This is a genomic window from Enterobacter sp. 22466 (assembly GCF_052044775.1).
Taxonomy (GTDB): Bacteria; Pseudomonadota; Gammaproteobacteria; order Enterobacterales; family Enterobacteriaceae; genus Enterobacter; species Enterobacter dissolvens.
In genome coordinates, this window is record NZ_JBQENX010000006.1 from 178,554 (window position 1) to 195,002 (window position 16,449).

Sequence of the window (16,449 nt, forward strand, 5' to 3'; positions counted from 1 at the left end):
CCTTGCGCTCAAAGGTGAACCACCACCTCATCCCCCTCCGCGTTCACCACCACACCCCACTCGCTGCTCGCGTATGAGCCACCTTTCACACCGCTCACCTTCTGCACGTTGCGCAAGCATACCGACCAGTTCCGCGCTTCACCCGCGCCGGTAAGGGTCACGGTGTCGCCCTGGCGTGACGCCTTCAACGTAAACGCCACGGAGCCGTCAGCCGCAGGCACTTCACTCACCGCCGTTGCGCCCTCATCCAGGTTAAACAACTGGAAGGCCGTGCCCTCATTCCAGGCGTAGTCCGGTTTGTGCTTGTTGTTACCGAGCGCCAGCAAGGTATTGTCGCGTACATAAACCGGCAGGCTCATGAAATCGTGCTGCTGCTTATGCCAGCGGCAGCCCTGAATCTCATCGTTGTGCCACAAATGCGTCCAGCGACCTTCCGGCAGGTAAAACTGCACCTCACCCGCCTCAGAGAACACCGGCGCCACCATCAAGGCATCCCCCAGCATGTACTGACGGTCGAGATAGTCACACGCCGGATCGTCCGGGAACTCCAGCATCATCGCCCGCAGCATCGGCGTGCCATACTCGCGGGCCAGCGCGGCCTGACGATAGAGGTACGGCATCAGCTGGCATTTCAGCTGCGTAAAGTGGCGCACCACGTCGCAGGACTCATCATCGTACGCCCACGGCACCCGGTAGGATTTGCTCCCGTGCAAGCGGCTGTGGCTGGAGAACAGCCCGAACGCGCACCAGCGTTTGTAGACGTGCGCCGGGGCGGTATTTTCGAACCCACCGATATCGTGGCTCCAGAACCCGAAGCCGGACAGACCAATCGACAGGCCGCCGCGCAGGCTTTCCGCCATTGATTCATAGTTGGCATAGCAGTCGCCACCCCAGTGCACCGGGAACTGCTGCGCGCCGACGGACGCCGAACGGGCAAACAGCACCGCCTCTTCCTCGCCCACCGTCTCTTTCAGCACGTTCCACACCAGCGCGTTATAGATGAAGGCGTAGTGATTGTGCATCTTCTGCGGATCGGATCCGTCAAACCACTGCACATCCGTCGGGATACGCTCGCCGAAGTCGGTTTTGAAGCAGTCGACGCCGATATCCACCAGGCCTTTCAGCTTATCGGCGTACCACCGGCACGCGTCCGGGTTAGTGAAGTCGTAAATCGCCAGCCCGGGCTGCCATTTGTCCCACTGCCACACGGTGCCATCCGGGCGTTTCAGCAGGAAGCCTCTCTCTTTCAGCTCGTTAAACACCGGCGATTTCTGGCCGATGTACGGGTTGATCCACACGCAGATCTTCAGCCCTTTCTCTTTCAGGCGGCGGATCATCCCTTCTGGATCCGGGAAGGTCACCGGGTCCCACTCAAAATCACACCACTGGAAGGCCTTCATCCAGAAGCAGTCAAAGTGGAAGACGTGCAGCGGCAGGTCGCGCTCAGCCATGCCGTCGATAAAGCGGTTTACCGTCGCTTCGTCGTAGTTGGTGGTAAACGAGGTGGTGAGCCACAGCCCGAACGACCACGCAGGTGGCAGCGCCGGACGACCGGTGAACTGCGTGTAGCGGTCCAGGACCGCTTTCGGCGTCGGCCCGTCGATCACAAAATACTCCAGATATTCGCCCTCGACGCTGAACTGCACTTTGGAGACCTTCTCTGAGCCGATTTCAAACGACACGTTTTCCGGATGGTTGACCAGCACGCCGTAGCCGCGGTTGGTGAGATAGAACGGAATATTTTTGTAGGACTGCTCGGTGCTGGTGCCGCCGTCGCGGTTCCAGGTATCGACCTGCTGACCGTTGCGCACCAGGGCGGTAAAGCGCTCACCGAGGCCATAGACCGTTTCCCCGACGCCCAGATCCAGACGTTCGAACAGATAGTTGCGATTCGTGTTGCTGTCCTGCACGTAGCCGTTGTTTTTCAGTTCACTGCCGGTGATCCGCTGGCCGTTACGCATAAAATCGAGCGCCCAGAACTCGCCTTTGGTGACGCGCACGCTGAGATTACCGCTTTTCAGCTCGGCGTATTCGGCGTTATTTACCGTCTCGACCTGCACGTCCTTAAGCACGTTGAGCGGATAGTGCGGGCTTTTGTCCTGCGCCCCCTGGAAGTGCTCGATGCGCACCCCGATAATCCCTTCCTGCGGTGTGAAGAGCCGGACGGTGAACATCAACGTATCGAGCTGCCACGCGCGTTCCCGGACGTCGCGTGGAGCCACGTACACTACCAGGTCATTGCCCTGCTGCTCCATGTCGAACACCTGGACCGGATACGTCACGGTCAGGCCAGGTTGAATAAGCCAGTTTCCATCACTGATTTTCATACTTTCGTCCTCCTGGTTCTGTAATCCTTTGCTGGCCGTCAGGTGCCTGCCGTGTGGCGATATGGGCACTGAGACCGGTTACAGAGGTTTTAAACCATTGTTTCAGAGGCGAGTATTGCGTTTTCTGGTTAGCAAATTACGTTTCTTGTTTTTTGTGATCGGGGTAAATGTCGCGGAGCACGAAATGCTAACCTGAGGATTTTCTTAAGAATTAGCTGAAAAGGGAGCATTCAGGTCAAAAGAGAGGTGAAAAAAGTGTGTCGGGGTATGTGGTAAATGTCTGAAAGTAGCTATAATGCGCCCCGCCTCCATGTAGCAATGCAGGCGCGGAAGATCGTCATCTCCGGTGAGGTGGCTGGACTTCAAATCCAGTTGGGGACGCCAGCGTTCCCGGGCAGGTTCGACTCCTGTGATCTTCCGCCAAAAGTTCGTCCGCAACTATCCGAGAAAGTCTAAAAAATCTCTATTTTCCTTCGCATTGTTATTCACTGATCCATAGCAGTCCGACGAGCTATCTTTGAATTTATATTCAATAATAGTCGATCCTTTTACATCTACTATTATTTCGTAATTTAACAAGAAAGACAGATTAGGAATTTATTCTTACCAAACGAAGATGTCTTTGGTTATTATCGGGTAAGGATATGGTGATGGAATTATATTATGGAAGAAGGTGGAATGACCGTCGTTATGTCACCGGTACAACTGGCGGCGGTGCTTTCAGATAAGAGCGTGACAGAAGCGGAAACGCTGAGTAACCGATTACTGGGGGGCGCCTCACTATAGTTTACCCGGCAATTGGATATGGGTTTTCACGAGATAGTACACAGCGTATCAGCATGCGAAGTGTGAGGATTGTTATTGAGCTGAAAGAATATAATGGTAAGCCTTACTATATCCTTACTGTATTCCCGACACCGTAGGTGAATTATGCAAAATTTCTATAATCTTGATCAGTTTATTCATAGTTACTTCAATCAAGATTATGACCTCATTAATGATGATGAGGATACAATTGAGGGAATAATTGGGCTATTTAAAAAGACGGCACCTGGTTGGTTGTTAAAAAAGTTAGCCGAAGAGATTGATACTTTCATTGGGTGTTACGGAGACAAGCTGGACGATGAGTTCAAAAGCCGATATGGATTTGATTTTTCGCCTGAGCTGTGGGAGACAACCTCTTACGACTTCCTGATGACGGTGCGCAGACTTGCCCTTGCTTAGCAACCGCGACTCATTGTCGAAGTGCAATGAAACCCGTAGTGAATTATCCCTTTGGCTCCAGGCCTTTTCGTCGTAAAGCCTCTCTCGCCAGTTCCTTCAACCAACTGGCGAGACTCACCCCTTCCTCAGCCGCCACGGCATCCAACTGCTCCTTCAATGCCGGATCAATACGCATCTTAAATTGCGGGGACTGCCCACCGCCTTTTGGTTTTTTTTCGCGCGATATGATTGACATGAGGCCACCTATCCATCTACTCCGAGCCATATTGGAGGCCACCTAAACCTCCTCTACTAGCAACGCTCCGATGTGCGGGAACACAACAGGAGCGTCTAACCTCACCAACTATCAAGGAGTTGATTATGGCTGATTCGCATTCTACCCCAGACACCGACCAATCCGGAACCGAGCGTTCGTTAATTGTGGGATACCGCCCGAGTGTTTTCGACAAATCCACGCCGAAAATCATCCTTTCCGGCAAGTGGCTACGCGCAGCAGGTTTTGATACCGGACAGCAGGTCACGATAAAAGTCATGAAGGATGCATCGTTCTGGTGGCGTATAACGAGCAGGAGCAGAGGTTGCAGGATGATTATAAACGGACGAAAGCAAAGCTTATTGAGATAGAGAACGCGCTTGCAGCGATCCAAACTCCGCATGCTGGAAAGCGCCTCGCAAAATCAAATACAAACCACCTGGCTTAGCGGCTGTTTCTGGCATACTACACGCTGGTAAGGTTAATGACTCAAAAGAGGGAGGCGACATGGCAGATCAAAACGTAATCCACTCTCCGGCTGGCGAATTTATTATGTTTGCCAGCGATGATGGAACTGTTCGCATCACATGTCGCTTTGAACATGAAACGCTCTGGCTGTCGCAAGCAGCCATAGCGGCTCTTTATCAGGTCACTCCTCAGGCCATTACTCAGCATATCAAAGCAATCTACGAAGAAGGTGAGCTTGAACAGAAAGCAACTTGTAAGGCTTACTTACAAGTTCAACAAGAAGGCGCAGGCAAAATCAGCAAAAAAGCGGCGGATGAAAAGGCGTGCTCAGAATACATCGAGTATGAAAAGAAGCAGCGCCTGCTGAAAGAAGCCGAGGGGGGAGAAAGATATTGTCGGCTTATTAAAATGGGATAAGCAGGTTAAGCGCTAATCCCGATTCAACCGCATATGCAACAGCGGAAACGGATTCCCCTGCCCGTCCACCTCTGAGCGCCCGATCTGCTCAAACCCCATATGGCGATAAAACGCGACGCCCTGGGGGTTTTGCTCATTCACATCCACTTCGTTTGCGCCAAATTCTGCGATGGCATATTTCAACAGTAATTTCCCGACGCCCTTCCCCCGGCTCGCATCATCAACAAACAGCATTTCAATGCGGTTTTCATCCACGCCCAAAAAGCCGTGGATAACGCATGCATCATCGCGGGCCATCACGACGGTGAGGTTTGGCAGATACGCGTTGAGCAATAGCGGGCGCAGAGCCGCGATATCGCTTTCCTGTAAAAAGTGATGGGTAGCGCGAACGGAGGATTCCCAGATGGCGACCAGGCGTTCGAAGTGTGAGGGATGTGCGGTTTCTATTTTCATGGGGGGATCATGTTTGGAAAACCGAACTAATGCAAGTCACTCTGTGCGTGCTGCTCCCCCTCACCCCAACCCTCTCCCACAGGGCTGAGGGTTCCCCACAAAATAATACCTGCACGGAGGACCCCCTCTCCCTTGAGGGAGAGCGTTGGGGTGAGGGGGAACATATGGCTGTAGAGGTAATTCCGTTCACTTTATGTTTCTTGCTACTCTGTAACGACATAACCCGTGAACGTGCCAGGGTGGCTCAGTCGCCACCACCCTGGCGACCCGGGCTCCCGGCGGTAAATCGCCGCTTCGCGGTGCCCTCGGCTTATTCCTTCCGGCTTATCGGGGACGGGCGGAGGTAACATCCCTGTAAATCCGCCCTCTCGGCGCATCCATGCGCCTCGCCCCGGCCTGCAGGAAACGCCTCAGCGATTTACAGCCGGACCAGGGCGTCGCTGTAAGTCATTAATTTTCCTGAAACAACTTTCGTCGCTTTCGGTAAAAAATTACTGGGGATCCCTCAACCCACAGGGAGAGGGAACCGTTCGCGCTACACCCTCACCTCCATCACCGCATACACCCCATCCTTTGGCACCACCACGGTGACATTCTCCACCGGCACGCCCGCCGCGAGGTGGATATCCTGCAACTGCTGCAACGACCTGGGGTGGATGTCCTCCCAGCCGATACCGCGCAGCACAAAGTCGATCTGCGGGCTGCTGGTCAGCATATTCGACACAATCACCGCCCCGCCGGGTTTCACCAGCCGCAGCGCGCGCTGCAGGAAAGTCACCGCATCGGCATCGCTGAAGTATTCGAATATGCCCAGCGCGTCGACCAGTTCGGCCTGATGCTCGCCCAGCTCCAGCAGTAAATCGTCGTTACGCACCAGCGTATGCAGCAGGTTGCGCCTGAGCAGGGTCAGTTGTTCCCCCACCACCAGCCCCTCCTGCGCGGCCATGGTCTCGGCCCAGCTCAGCGCGACGGGGTCTTTATCTACCAGGGTCAGGTACACTTGCTGACCGTCGAGCTTTGCGTTACGCAGCGCCTCCAGCACGGGAATGGCCGCCCCGCTGGCCAGGCTCACCCAGTTGTTCTCACTCTCGTTGTGGATGTACTTCTCTACCAGCGCGGCCAGCACTTTTGCGCGGGAACGCACGCCAATGGCGTCGTTAGCGTGGATAAACCACTGGCGGCTGTCGCTGTCCATTTTCGTGCCTTCGGGGAGGCGGTCTTCCAGCGGGTTTTGCACCACAAACAGCGCCAGTGCGGTGGGAACCAGCCGGGCGCGCCACGCGAGAAGCGCAGGCCGGTTGCGAAAAGCCTGTTCGGAGTAACGGTTCTGCGGGACAAGCACCGCCTGCCCCCCTTCTTCATATTCAATCAACGGGGGACGCAGCGCCGGGTCGGCTTTCAGGGCCCGGTCAAGCGCGTTGATCTCCCGGGCAGTGTCGTCTTTCATCGGCCACTGGTCGCTGACGTCAGGAAATGAGGCGCTGAAAATGGTCATATTTCCCGGTGCGCTGCCGTGAAAAGGCTGCCAGTTCATGTCATCGTCCCCCCGTTGGGCTTTTAACGGAAGTCTATCCAGGCATGCCAGTAATGCCCTACGAAGAAAGCACGAAATCGGGGCATTAGCTCTGCGACGCGCGCCATACCCCAGGCGTACAGCCGTACTCAAGCTGGAAATGACGAATAAAATGGGCACAGTCGCTAAAGCCCATCCGCCGGGCAATGTCCGTGACGCTTTGTTGCGAGTTCTTCAGAAGCCAGCAGGCATAGCGCAGTCTGGCGCTGCGGATAAATTCACGTGCCGTTTTCCCAAACTCGGCGTGAAACAGGCGATTAAGCTGACGCTCGCTCAGCTTGACGTCCTGAGCCAGCCCGGCGGCGCTGAGCGGGCGCGTCAGGTACTGTTCGATGATCATGACCGCCCTGCGCAACCGCGAGTCCGGAATAAGGGCGATATTGGCAGGCCGTGGCGTCGCGACAGCGTGCGGAGAGAGCGATAAACGGCGTGACGTGGTGGCAGCAATATCGTCGCCCGCATGGGCGCGGATCAGGGCCGTGGTCAACGTCAGCGTCGAGATCCCGCCCGGACAGGTCAGCACATCGCCTTCATCGATAAAATCCAGCCCCTGCTCGGCATAAACCTGCGGAAACCGTTGCGTGAAGACATCATGATGACAGGGATGGATCGAGGCGCGGCGTTCATTCAGCAATCCCTCTTCCGCAAGGATAAAGCTGCCGGTGCCTATCCCGATCAGCGGAATATTGTTGTGATGCGCCTCCGCAAGAAATAACCGGTCGCCAGAATGCCCCTTATCAAGATGCGCCAGGCTTCCGCCGATCACGGCAATATAGTCGAATTCACCCGGTGTAAGATGGGCGGCTTCAGGCTGCACGCTAATACCGGCGTTGCTGGTAATGGGCAACGCCGGGTTCGTGCTTATCAGACTGAGTTTAAACGCTATTTTTTGTCGGGATTGTTGAACACAGGACGCCGTACGTAGCGCCTCCATTAACCCCGATAACGCTAATAACGAAAAATGAGGCCACAGGAGTAAACCTACGTGCAGGGGTTTATTTCGCGCAGACGCAAGCCTGCATGAGTCATCAATTAAAGTTTTCATTACCTTGCCAAAAATTATAATTACATTATCGCAACATTTTTGTCGCTATTATATTCCTTTAAGATATTTCTTAGCGGTTAAATGAAGTATAAATGATGACCACAAAACAGCAAAGCTTTTCCCCCTCACCCCTCCGTTTTTGAGGTATGGCACACATAGGTCGGTAACGTCCCCAGAATGAATAAATAATTATCATTCTGCTGTTTCTTAATTCGCATATAAATACTTTCGTTTGGGTAGATGAAAAATAACGGCTCATATTTCTCCAGCCAGCTGTCGCTGACATCATCATCCGGGAACTTGATATTGCGGACAGACGTCAGGTAATAGACGTTATCTTTGCGCTCCACCTGAAAGAATATTTTACGATTAAAGATTTTCGCTGGATCGCTCTTCACCCGGCCGTTCATGCTGAGCGTACCGTTTTTACCGTCCACCGTATAATTCAGCCACAGGGTCAGCGTCTCATCAGGATGATGCTGAATAAAGTTCACCTGGCAGGAAAAAGGCGGGATGTAATAACGTTGCCACAGATAATAGCCAGCGATCAACGTCCCCACCAGCAGGCACAGACAGAGCGTTAACAGCGTTTGACGATAACGAGCCATATTAATGATCCTGAATAAAGTAATCTGACATACAACGGTTTGGTTCCGTCATTGCCCTGTCACAGCGGATCACTGAAGCGCGTGGCAACAGGGTATATCCACTGATATAGACCCAGGGGTAGCTGCTGCATTCATCCTTAAAGGGCGCGGCATAGGAGAGCGCTTTATCCCTGTCATGCGGCGTCTCGATATCGCGGGCAAAATAGAGCCGACACTCGCCCATCATCGTGGTGAAGCGATAACCGTCCACAAAATAGTTGTCATGCGCCCGGCTATGGCTGATGACCACCACGCTAATAAATAGCAGCAACCCCAGCAGCACGCCCGGCAGCCAGATGCGACGTTTAACAGCCGGGGCGACAGGTTGCGGCACGCTAACCTCTTCCTGCACGGTCTGAACCGGCGCGTCTGGCTCTGCTGAGGGCAACTGTGTCTCTTTAATCGTAATTTGCGTATCACTGGCCAGCGTCAGGCCAATACGCGGGATGGTGACGATCGGATCGGTTTCAAATCCCACTTTTTTCAGCCCTTTACGCAGAATAGAGATATTCTGGTAATAGGTATTCGGCGACACCATCATTCCCCGACGCTGCCAGACAATGTCCATACACTCCTGCTGGGTGACAATACTTCCGGCTCTTTCAATTAATAACAGCAAACAGCGTCCGGCAGGAGAGTTTAATACCACCACCTGCTCAGGATTATTGAGATCGCGTAATGTGCTGGCCGCAGGATGAAACTCCACGACGCCATTGATGATATAATACTTATGCATAAGACTCGCTTAATACCTCCTGATTACGCCGGTTTAAGGATTAATGTGACGGATAAACCCCCTTCTGTATATCCTGGCGCCTGGCGAAAAATCTTATTTTCATATTTTCTTAATCGCTTATCTGAAGTTCTCTTAACTTTCATTTCAGACTTAAGAAGCTCCGCAGATACGGTAAGAATGCCTCATAGCGCATGCTTCTCCTGAGACTTGACACTGACAAAACTCGACAAAAAGGTGAATTGAACGCTTTAGTCATCCATGTCTGAATTATTCAGAGTCATTAATTCACTTTTTCCGATGAAAGCAGAAAAGACGCGGCCTGAGAGCTAATCCCCCAATACTCACCCGGCCTGAATACGCTGGTAAAATTAACAGTTTCACTGTGAAATTGTTATCAGGCGTAAGTAACAAGGCCGTATTCCTGACACCATCAGACAATTTCCTTACAAAACATTTATTAAAGCCAACTTTTCATTAAAAAGTGTCGGTATGATTAATTACAGGCAAATAAGAAGCAGCCGGTACAGCAGGGAGAAAATGAAGACACTGGAATAGCTTAACTTAAAACAAATTAAGATTAATTCAGATTACCTGTTTCTTGCTATCCGTATAGTAAGCCCACACCGTGCAATGCTTAATTGCTTCGAAAAATACAGGCATCGTTCTGCCAGACGGACGAGTCTCATTACAATTATAAATCGAGGGAATAACATGGCGAATAAACACGACAACAAGCGTCATTTAACAATCGCACTGTTGGGCGGCGATCACTTTGCGCGTCAGGGGATCGCCGCAGTATTAAAAAACAGTGTTCCTGAAATGCAGATAACAGCGTCAAGCGACGATTATTCATTAATGGAAACGCTGTGTGCGACCACCCCCGTCGATGTGATTTTTTTATCCGGCATGGAAAAGTATCACGCGGGATTTGATTGCCTGAAATATATAAAAAACATCAAATCCCGCCAGCCCGGAGTCCTTATTTGTATGTACTCCGCACCGGCAAATTCCTGGCTGTGGATACGCGGCGATATAGATGCCTATATCTCGCTGCAGGAGCCACTTTATCACTGGCGAGCCTGCTTATTAAAAATGGTCGATAGCCGATACCGGCCGAAAAAGAAACCCACGGCGTTATCGCTGACGCCGGGCGAATGGCGAGTATTGAAGGATCTGCGAAAAGGTCTGGATATGCGTTATATCGCCGAAACAGAGCAGCTTTCTTACCGCCGCGTCAGCGCGTTAAAAAGCTCAGCGATAAGAAAACTTGGGCTCAGAAATAAGACAGATTTGCTGGTCTTTTTAACCAGTTAGATCTGTCGACCAAGAGCACAACCCGACATAACGACAACATGGAATCAGGACAATGAAAGCTCAATTTAAAACGAAAACACTGCTTGCCGTCGCCGTTGCGGCAGTACTGCCAGCAGGCTCGGCGTTCGCTGCAACCACCAGCGGCGGTACGGTGAACTTCAGCGGCAAGGTGGTGACCTCGGCCTGCGCCATCAGTGCTGGCAGCGCCAACATTGATGTCGACATGGGCGAAGTGCGTACCGCCACGCTGGCAGCAGCAGGCAGTGAAGCCAGCACCGCGAAAGCGTTCTCCATCACCCTGGAAGACTGCGAAATCGCCGATACCTCGGCCTCAACAGAGGCAAACCCGATTGCCGCCACCACCGTGGCCGTGACCTTCACCGGTACGCCGGATGCGGCAGATGCTAACAGCCTGGCCGTTGGCGCAAACGGCGGCGCTAACTCGGCGCAGCACGTTGCGATTCGCCTGTACGACGAGCAGGGCAAGGTGGTGAAGCTGGGTGAACCTGCCGCCGCCATCCCTCTGCGTGCGGGGGCTAACACCCTCAACTTCAGCGCGAAATATTACTCACCGCAGGGCAATGCCACGGCGGGTGATGCCAGCGCGGTTGCGACCTACACCGTTACCTATTCGTAATTTTCAGGCCCGGTTCGCTGGCCGGGCCTGACTCAGCTTTAAGGAGACGCACCATGCGCGCAAAAGCAGGGATCTGTCTGGCTATTTCATTATGTTCCTCCGCCGCATATGCCGGCGGCGTAGGGCTGGGCGCCACGCGAATGGTCTACTCCAGCGCCACCACCCAGTCCATGCTGCAGGTCAGGAACACGCATCCCGACGCCACGTTCCTGATCCAGTCCTGGATGGAAAACGAGAAAGGGCAAAAAACCAATGACTTCGTCATTACGCCGCCGCTGTTCGTCATGAAACCGGCCAGCGAAAGCGCGGTGAAAATCATGTTTAACGGTAAAGCCCTGCCCGACGATCGTGAAACGCTCTACTGGATGACGGTCAAAGCCATTCCGCAGCAGACCAAAAGCGGTTCCGGCAATTCGCTGCAGTTTGCTTCGGCAAACCGCATCAAGGTGTTTTACCGCCCGGAGAGCCTTGGGCAAGGCGCAGGTGACGCCTGGAAAAGCCTGACCGGAGCGTATCGCGGCGGAAAGGTCACGCTCACTAACCCAACGCCGTACTACCTCACCACCATCAACCTGAAAATCGATGGTATGCCGGTACAGCCGGTGATGGTGCCGCCGAAATCCAGCGTGACGCTGGGCGAAACCTTCAGCCACGCGAGCAGCGTGAGCTACCAGACCATTAACGATTACGGCGCATGGACGCCCGCGACCCGCGCGTCATTGTCCCAATAATCCCTACAGTGAGGCGTGACCACGTGAAAAGAAAAATCCTGTGTGCCACGGTGATCTCCCTGGTAATTCGGCAAGCCGTTGCGGCTGAAAGCGCGCTGCAATTTAACCCCGCGTTCCTCAACGGTGAGAGCGCCAACAGCGCCGATCTCGCCTGGGTCAACGCCGGGAGCGCGTTGCCGCCGGGCGATTACAACCTCAATGTGTATATCAATAACAACTTTGCGTTCACCGGTAATGTCACGTTCCGCGTCGCTGAAAATACAGGGGAAGCCCTGCCGTGTCTCACGCCTGAACAGATCGCGGCGCTGGGCATCGACAGCCAGCAGGCAAAAGGGGGCGCTCTGCCGCTCGCGCAGCGCTGCATCTTTCTGACGGAGGCGTTTGCCGATACCCGGTTTGATTTTGACCAGCAGACGCTCTCCCTCAGCTTCACCGTACCGCAGAGCGCGATGCGCAATTTGCCGCGCGGGTATGTCAGCCCGGAAAGCTGGGAGACGGGTATTCCTGCCGCGTGGCTGAACTATGTGGTAAACGGCTCGAACAATGACTATCAGGGCGAGACGCGCACGCGGGATCGGCAGTTGTTTGCCAGCCTGAACAGCGGCGTCAATCTCGGCGCGTGGCGGCTGCGTGATTTCACCACGTGGACCAAAGACACTAACGAACTCACCCACGTGCAGACCTGGCTGCAGCGGGATATACCTGTTCTGAAAGCACAGGTTTACGCCGGGGAAACGTATACCTCTTCCCAGGTATTTGACGCCGTGGGCCTGCGCGGCATTGCCCTGAAAACCGACGACAATATGCTGCCTGCCAGCCTGAGCGGCTATGCGCCGGAAGTGCGCGGCATCGCCCACAGCAACGCCACGGTGACGGTTCGCCAGAACGGTAACATCATTTATCAAACCTCGGTTCCGCCAGGGGCATTTGTGCTGAAAGATCTCTACCCGACCTCTTCCGGGGGCGATCTCGCGGTCACGATCCAGGAGAACGACGGCAGCCAGACGCAGTACACGCTTCCGTATGCCAGCGTGCCAAACCTGGTGCGTAACGGACAGCTGAAATATGCCCTGGGAGCAGGAAAATATCGGCCGATGGCCAATCAGGATACGCCCTCTTTCGCGCAGGGTGAGCTGTTCTACGGCTGGCGTTATGGCCTGACGTTTTACGGTGGGGCGCAGTTTGCCGATCGCTATAACGGTCTGGCCTTCGGTATCGGGCAGAACCTGGGGCGTTTTGGCGCGTACTCCATCGACCTGACCCACGCCCGCAGCCAGCTGGCGGACGACCGGCACTACACCGGCGATTCCGTGCGCCTGCGCTACAGCAAGCTGCTGAATGATATCGGCACGCGGGTTAATTTTTTCTCGCTGCGCTACTCAACGAAAGGGTTTTATACCCTGAGCGATACCACGTACAGGGGCATGGCAGGCGGATCCCCAAAGCAGACAGTGGAAGACGATGGCACCGTCACCACCCACTACGACACGGTATATAACCTGCGCATGTCGCGTAAGGCCAAAAACCAGCTGCTGCTGTCACAGCCGATGGGGCAATACGGTTCGCTGTCACTGTCGTGGGATCAGCAAACCTACTGGAACACGTCGAAAACCACGCAAAGTTTGCAGTTCGCGTGGAACGCCACGTTTCGTAACGTGTCGCTTGGCGTCAGCGTTCAGCGCAGCGCCAGCCTGTATGACGACAAAAAAGATAACGTGCTGGCGATGTCACTTTCGGTGCCGCTGGGCAACCCGGCGCTGTCGACCCGCGCCCGCTTTACCACCACCCATGCGGATTCAACCGGCACTACGGCCAGTACCGGCGTGAGCGGTTATCTGCCGGGCCAGGAGAACCTGTTTTACAGCGTCAACCAGCGCTATAGCGCGCAGCAGCACTACGGCGGCGACGCCACGCTGCAATACGAAGGCGCAAAAGGGGACTACAACCTGGGCTACAGCTACACCCGCGATTCCCGCAACCTCAGCTACGGGATGAGCGGCGGTGCGGTGCTGCATGAAGATGGTCTGACGCTGAGCCAGCCGCTCGGCAACACCAACATTCTGGTGAAAGCCCCGGGCGCCAGCGACGTTGCCGTGCTTAACCACAAGGGTATTAAAACCGACAGTCGGGGCTACGCGGTGATCCCTTACGCCACGCCGTACCGCGTGAACCAGGTCGCGCTGGATGTCACAACCGCAGGTAATGACGTGGAGCTGGAGAATGCCATCGTCAACAAAACGCCGACCGACGGTGCGCTGGTTCGCGCCACCCTTGTCACACGCCAGGGGAAAAAAGCGATGTTTGTCGTGCGCCGCGGCAACGACGTGCTGCCCTTCGGCACGCTGGTCTCACTGAACGATAACAAAACCAGCGGCATCGTCGGCGATGGCGGCAGCCTGTATCTGTCGGGGTTAACCGAACGGGGCGCATTGAGTGCCGTATGGGGGCGCAACAGCGACCAGCGCTGCACCATCAACTACGCGTTGAACAAGCAGAGCTATAACGCCCGCACCGGGCTCTATTCACAGGAGGTGGTATGTCAGTAACGCTTCGGACGTTCAGCATCGCTTTGCTGATCTTCACGTTCCCGGTTCGCGGCTATGACGTGCTGGTTTCCGTCACCGGGAATTTGATCGGCAACACCTGCGTTGTCGCGGCGGACTCTAAAGAGCAGGACGTTCCGCTGGGCACTATCGGGATTAAACAATTCCCCCGTGCAGGCGCGGTCAGCAATATCAAAACGCCCTTCACGATCAGGCTTGAAGCGTGCGGGCCAACCTTTGCCGGGGTCAAAATCCGCTTCAGCGGCACGCCAGATAACGACAACCCGCAGCTGGTGAAAATCGCCGACGGCGGCGCTACCGGCGTGGCGGTGCAGATCCTCGATAAAGACGGCGTGCTGATCCCCCTCGACACGCAAACCACCGCCCGGGGCACGCCGGGCGATGACAGCGTAGAGATGACCTTCTACGCTCGGCTGGCCGCCACGGGCGCGCCAGTGAATGCCGGAGACGTCTCCGCCTTTGCCACCTGGACCACGGAGTATCAATGATGCGTTTATTCTTGTTTATTAGCGGATTACTGCTCTGCGCCAGCGCACAGGCGATGGAATGGAAATCAGATATCACCCTCTCCCCGCAGCCGATGACCTACAGCGGCCCGGCAGATTCGGTGGCGCCGGGGAGTATTATCGGCTCCACCTGGAGCGCCACCGCCAGCGTGCAACAGGTGTTCTGGTGCGGTTTTTTTTATACCTGCTCCAAAGGCACGCTGGAGCCGAGCAGCAGCGCGATCTCAAGCGGGATGACAGTCACCGTCGATGGCGCGAACTACACCATTTTTGAAACTGGCGTTCCAGGTGTGGGGTATATCATCGGGCTGAAAGATTTTAAGGGTTCACAGTATATTCCGTTGCAAAACGGGATCACCCAAAGCTATCCGGCGGATGGCACTAGCGGTATTGCTCAGGATTTAGGCTGGTCGGCAAAGGTGACCTTTATTAAGACCGCGACAGCACTGAAATCCGGGGTTTACCAGATCCCGACTATCAACGCCGCGGTGTTAACCGCCTATAACAACGAGGTCAAAACGGCAAAGGTCATCATTAACCCCACCACCATCACCGTGACGGCGAGCGGCTGTACGGTGGGCACCAAAAGCGCGAACGTCGATCTGGGCACGCTCGATATCCGCACGCTGGCCACCGTGGGGAGTACGTCGCCTTCGGGTGCGTTTAACGTCAGCCTGACCTGTGACGCGGACGTCGCGGTAAGCGCGGTGATGACCGATCAGACCACGCCGTCAAACACCTCGTCGGTGGTGACGCTGACCGGCGACTCCACCGCGTCCGGCGTAGGGGTGCAGTTTTTCTATAACGGCACCGGCCCGCTGATGATGGGGCCGGACAGCTCGGCGGCGGGCACAACCAATCAGTTCTTTATCCAGAGCACCGCTGCGGCACAAACCCTGTCGCTGCCGTTCCAGGCGCAATACATCCGAACCGGCGAACTGGTCCCCGGCTCGGCGAACGCGCTGGCAAGCATTACGTTCTCGTACCAGTAGGGGTTAATGTTTTACCCACACCAGCTGATCGACCCGGAAGCCCAGACTGCGCGCGGTGTTCAGGTAATCCTGCTTCACCGCGTCCGGCACGGTTGGCGTGCGTGACAAAATCCACAGGTAGTCGCGGTTCGGGCCGCTGACCAGCGCGTACTGGTACTTATCGTCCAGCTTGATGACGTTATAGCCGCCGTAGAACGGGCCGAAGAACGAAACCTTCAGCGCGGCGGTGGTTGGTGCGCCGGTAAAGTACGCTTTGCCTTCACTCTCGTTCCATTTGTTCTTCACCGGGTCGTAACCGCGGTTGAGCACGCTGATGCCGCCATCGCTCCGTTGGCCGTAGGTGGCCGTCACCTGCTCCAGCCCGCGTTCAAAGCGGTTCTCCAGGCGGGCGACTTCATACCACTTGCCGAGATAGCGGCTGGCATCAAAACCGGAAACAGGCTGCACGCCTTTCGGCGGCGTGGGGGATTTACAGGCTACAAGGGTCAGCGCAATGGCAACCCCGGTGACAACAGGCCATAGCTTCATGAGAATTCCTTTCATTTGCACGGTTGGATGTTAA

At 55.0% G+C, this 16,449-nt stretch carries 16 protein-coding genes, 1 tRNA gene and 3 pseudogenes; 12 read left to right on the forward strand and 8 right to left on the reverse strand.

Features of this window, described 5'->3' with window-relative positions; genetic code table 11:
* Positions 1–8: 8 nt before the first annotated feature.
* Positions 9–2,327 carry an alpha-xylosidase gene (gene yicI, locus ACTJJI_RS16730; RefSeq protein ID WP_440654901.1) on the reverse strand — a complete coding sequence of 773 codons (2,319 nt, stop codon included), beginning with the start codon at positions 2,325–2,327 and terminating at the stop codon, positions 9–11.
* 328 nt (positions 2,328–2,655) lie between these two features.
* On the opposite strand from yicI, the gene ACTJJI_RS16735 reads away from it, so the two are divergent.
* The 4 genes and pseudogenes from ACTJJI_RS16735 (at position 2,656) to ACTJJI_RS16750 (ending at position 3,551) form a co-directional block, all read left to right on the forward strand.
* A tRNA-Sec gene (locus ACTJJI_RS16735) sits at positions 2,656–2,750 on the forward strand.
* A 240-nt stretch (positions 2,751–2,990) separates the two neighbouring features.
* Positions 2,991–3,110, forward strand: a pseudogene (locus ACTJJI_RS16740) (RNase A-like domain-containing protein); the annotation flags it as partial.
* A gap of 14 nt (positions 3,111–3,124) precedes the next feature.
* Positions 3,125–3,250: an RNase A-like domain-containing protein gene (locus ACTJJI_RS16745; RefSeq protein WP_260325981.1), complete on the forward strand. Its 126-nt coding sequence runs from the start codon at positions 3,125–3,127 to the stop codon at positions 3,248–3,250.
* A gap of 7 nt (positions 3,251–3,257) precedes the next feature.
* Positions 3,258–3,551: a contact-dependent growth inhibition system immunity protein gene (locus ACTJJI_RS16750; protein ID WP_440654903.1), complete on the forward strand. Its 294-nt coding sequence runs from the start codon at positions 3,258–3,260 to the stop codon at positions 3,549–3,551.
* Between the two features lie 43 nt (positions 3,552–3,594).
* Here the strand turns inward: ACTJJI_RS16750 and ACTJJI_RS16755 are convergent, their stop codons facing one another.
* Positions 3,595–3,786 carry a toxin-antitoxin system HicB family antitoxin gene (locus ACTJJI_RS16755; RefSeq protein ID WP_028028019.1) on the reverse strand — a complete coding sequence of 64 codons (192 nt, stop codon included), beginning with the start codon at positions 3,784–3,786 and terminating at the stop codon, positions 3,595–3,597.
* Between the two features lie 125 nt (positions 3,787–3,911).
* Here ACTJJI_RS16755 and ACTJJI_RS16760 point away from each other — a divergent pair.
* Both ACTJJI_RS16760 and ACTJJI_RS16765 read left to right on the forward strand, forming a co-directional pair.
* A pseudogene (locus ACTJJI_RS16760) lies at positions 3,912–4,252 on the forward strand (SymE family type I addiction module toxin).
* Between the two features lie 59 nt (positions 4,253–4,311).
* Positions 4,312–4,575, forward strand: a pseudogene (locus tag ACTJJI_RS16765) (hydroxyacid dehydrogenase); the annotation flags it as partial.
* A 126-nt stretch (positions 4,576–4,701) separates the two neighbouring features.
* Here the strand turns inward: ACTJJI_RS16765 and ACTJJI_RS16770 are convergent.
* The 5 genes from ACTJJI_RS16770 to ACTJJI_RS16790 form a co-directional block, all read right to left on the reverse strand.
* Positions 4,702–5,142, reverse strand: a complete 441-nt coding sequence (locus tag ACTJJI_RS16770; RefSeq protein ID WP_440654905.1) for an acetyltransferase — start codon at positions 5,140–5,142, stop codon at positions 4,702–4,704.
* A 535-nt stretch (positions 5,143–5,677) separates the two neighbouring features.
* Positions 5,678–6,676: a class I SAM-dependent methyltransferase gene (locus tag ACTJJI_RS16775; protein WP_153908062.1), complete on the reverse strand. Its 999-nt coding sequence runs from the start codon at positions 6,674–6,676 to the stop codon at positions 5,678–5,680.
* Between the two features lie 85 nt (positions 6,677–6,761).
* Complete coding sequence (locus ACTJJI_RS16780) at positions 6,762–7,649, reverse strand: GlxA family transcriptional regulator (RefSeq protein ID WP_043951538.1); 888 nt, start codon at positions 7,647–7,649, stop codon at positions 6,762–6,764.
* Positions 7,650–7,885: 236 nt separating this feature from the next.
* Positions 7,886–8,368 (reverse strand): hypothetical protein, encoded by a 483-nt coding sequence (locus ACTJJI_RS16785; RefSeq protein WP_014830115.1) that lies wholly within the window; start codon positions 8,366–8,368, stop codon positions 7,886–7,888.
* A gap of 1 nt (position 8,369) precedes the next feature.
* Positions 8,370–9,143 (reverse strand): winged helix-turn-helix domain-containing protein, encoded by a 774-nt coding sequence (locus tag ACTJJI_RS16790; RefSeq protein ID WP_014830114.1) that lies wholly within the window; start codon positions 9,141–9,143, stop codon positions 8,370–8,372.
* A gap of 711 nt (positions 9,144–9,854) precedes the next feature.
* Here ACTJJI_RS16790 and ACTJJI_RS16795 point away from each other — a divergent pair.
* From ACTJJI_RS16795 to ACTJJI_RS16820, 6 genes are read left to right on the forward strand one after another with little or no spacing between them, the layout of a single operon-like run.
* Complete coding sequence (locus ACTJJI_RS16795; RefSeq protein WP_047360562.1) at positions 9,855–10,457, forward strand: helix-turn-helix transcriptional regulator; 603 nt, start codon at positions 9,855–9,857, stop codon at positions 10,455–10,457.
* Positions 10,458–10,509: 52 nt separating this feature from the next.
* A complete protein-coding gene (locus tag ACTJJI_RS16800) occupies positions 10,510–11,094 on the forward strand; it encodes a fimbrial protein (protein ID WP_014830112.1) in 585 nt (194 codons plus the stop codon).
* A 53-nt stretch (positions 11,095–11,147) separates the two neighbouring features.
* Entirely contained in the window at positions 11,148–11,825 is a 678-nt protein-coding gene (locus ACTJJI_RS16805; RefSeq protein ID WP_118283545.1) for a fimbrial biogenesis chaperone, read from the forward strand.
* Positions 11,826–11,848: 23 nt separating this feature from the next.
* Positions 11,849–14,371, forward strand: coding sequence for a fimbria/pilus outer membrane usher protein (locus tag ACTJJI_RS16810; protein ID WP_440654909.1), 2,523 nt, complete (start codon positions 11,849–11,851; stop codon positions 14,369–14,371).
* Positions 14,362–14,877: a fimbrial protein gene (locus ACTJJI_RS16815; RefSeq protein WP_014830109.1), complete on the forward strand. Its 516-nt coding sequence runs from the start codon at positions 14,362–14,364 to the stop codon at positions 14,875–14,877. Before ACTJJI_RS16810 ends, ACTJJI_RS16815 begins: the two co-directional genes overlap by 10 nt.
* Positions 14,877–15,887, forward strand: coding sequence for a fimbrial protein (locus ACTJJI_RS16820; RefSeq protein ID WP_052953345.1), 1,011 nt, complete (start codon positions 14,877–14,879; stop codon positions 15,885–15,887). Before ACTJJI_RS16815 ends, ACTJJI_RS16820 begins: the two co-directional genes overlap by 1 nt.
* A gap of 3 nt (positions 15,888–15,890) precedes the next feature.
* Here the strand turns inward: ACTJJI_RS16820 and ACTJJI_RS16825 are convergent, their stop codons facing one another.
* On the reverse strand, positions 15,891–16,415 hold the full coding sequence (locus tag ACTJJI_RS16825; RefSeq protein ID WP_020686467.1) for a lipocalin family protein: 525 nt from the start codon (positions 16,413–16,415) through the stop codon (positions 15,891–15,893).
* Between the last annotated feature and the right edge of the window lie 34 nt (positions 16,416–16,449).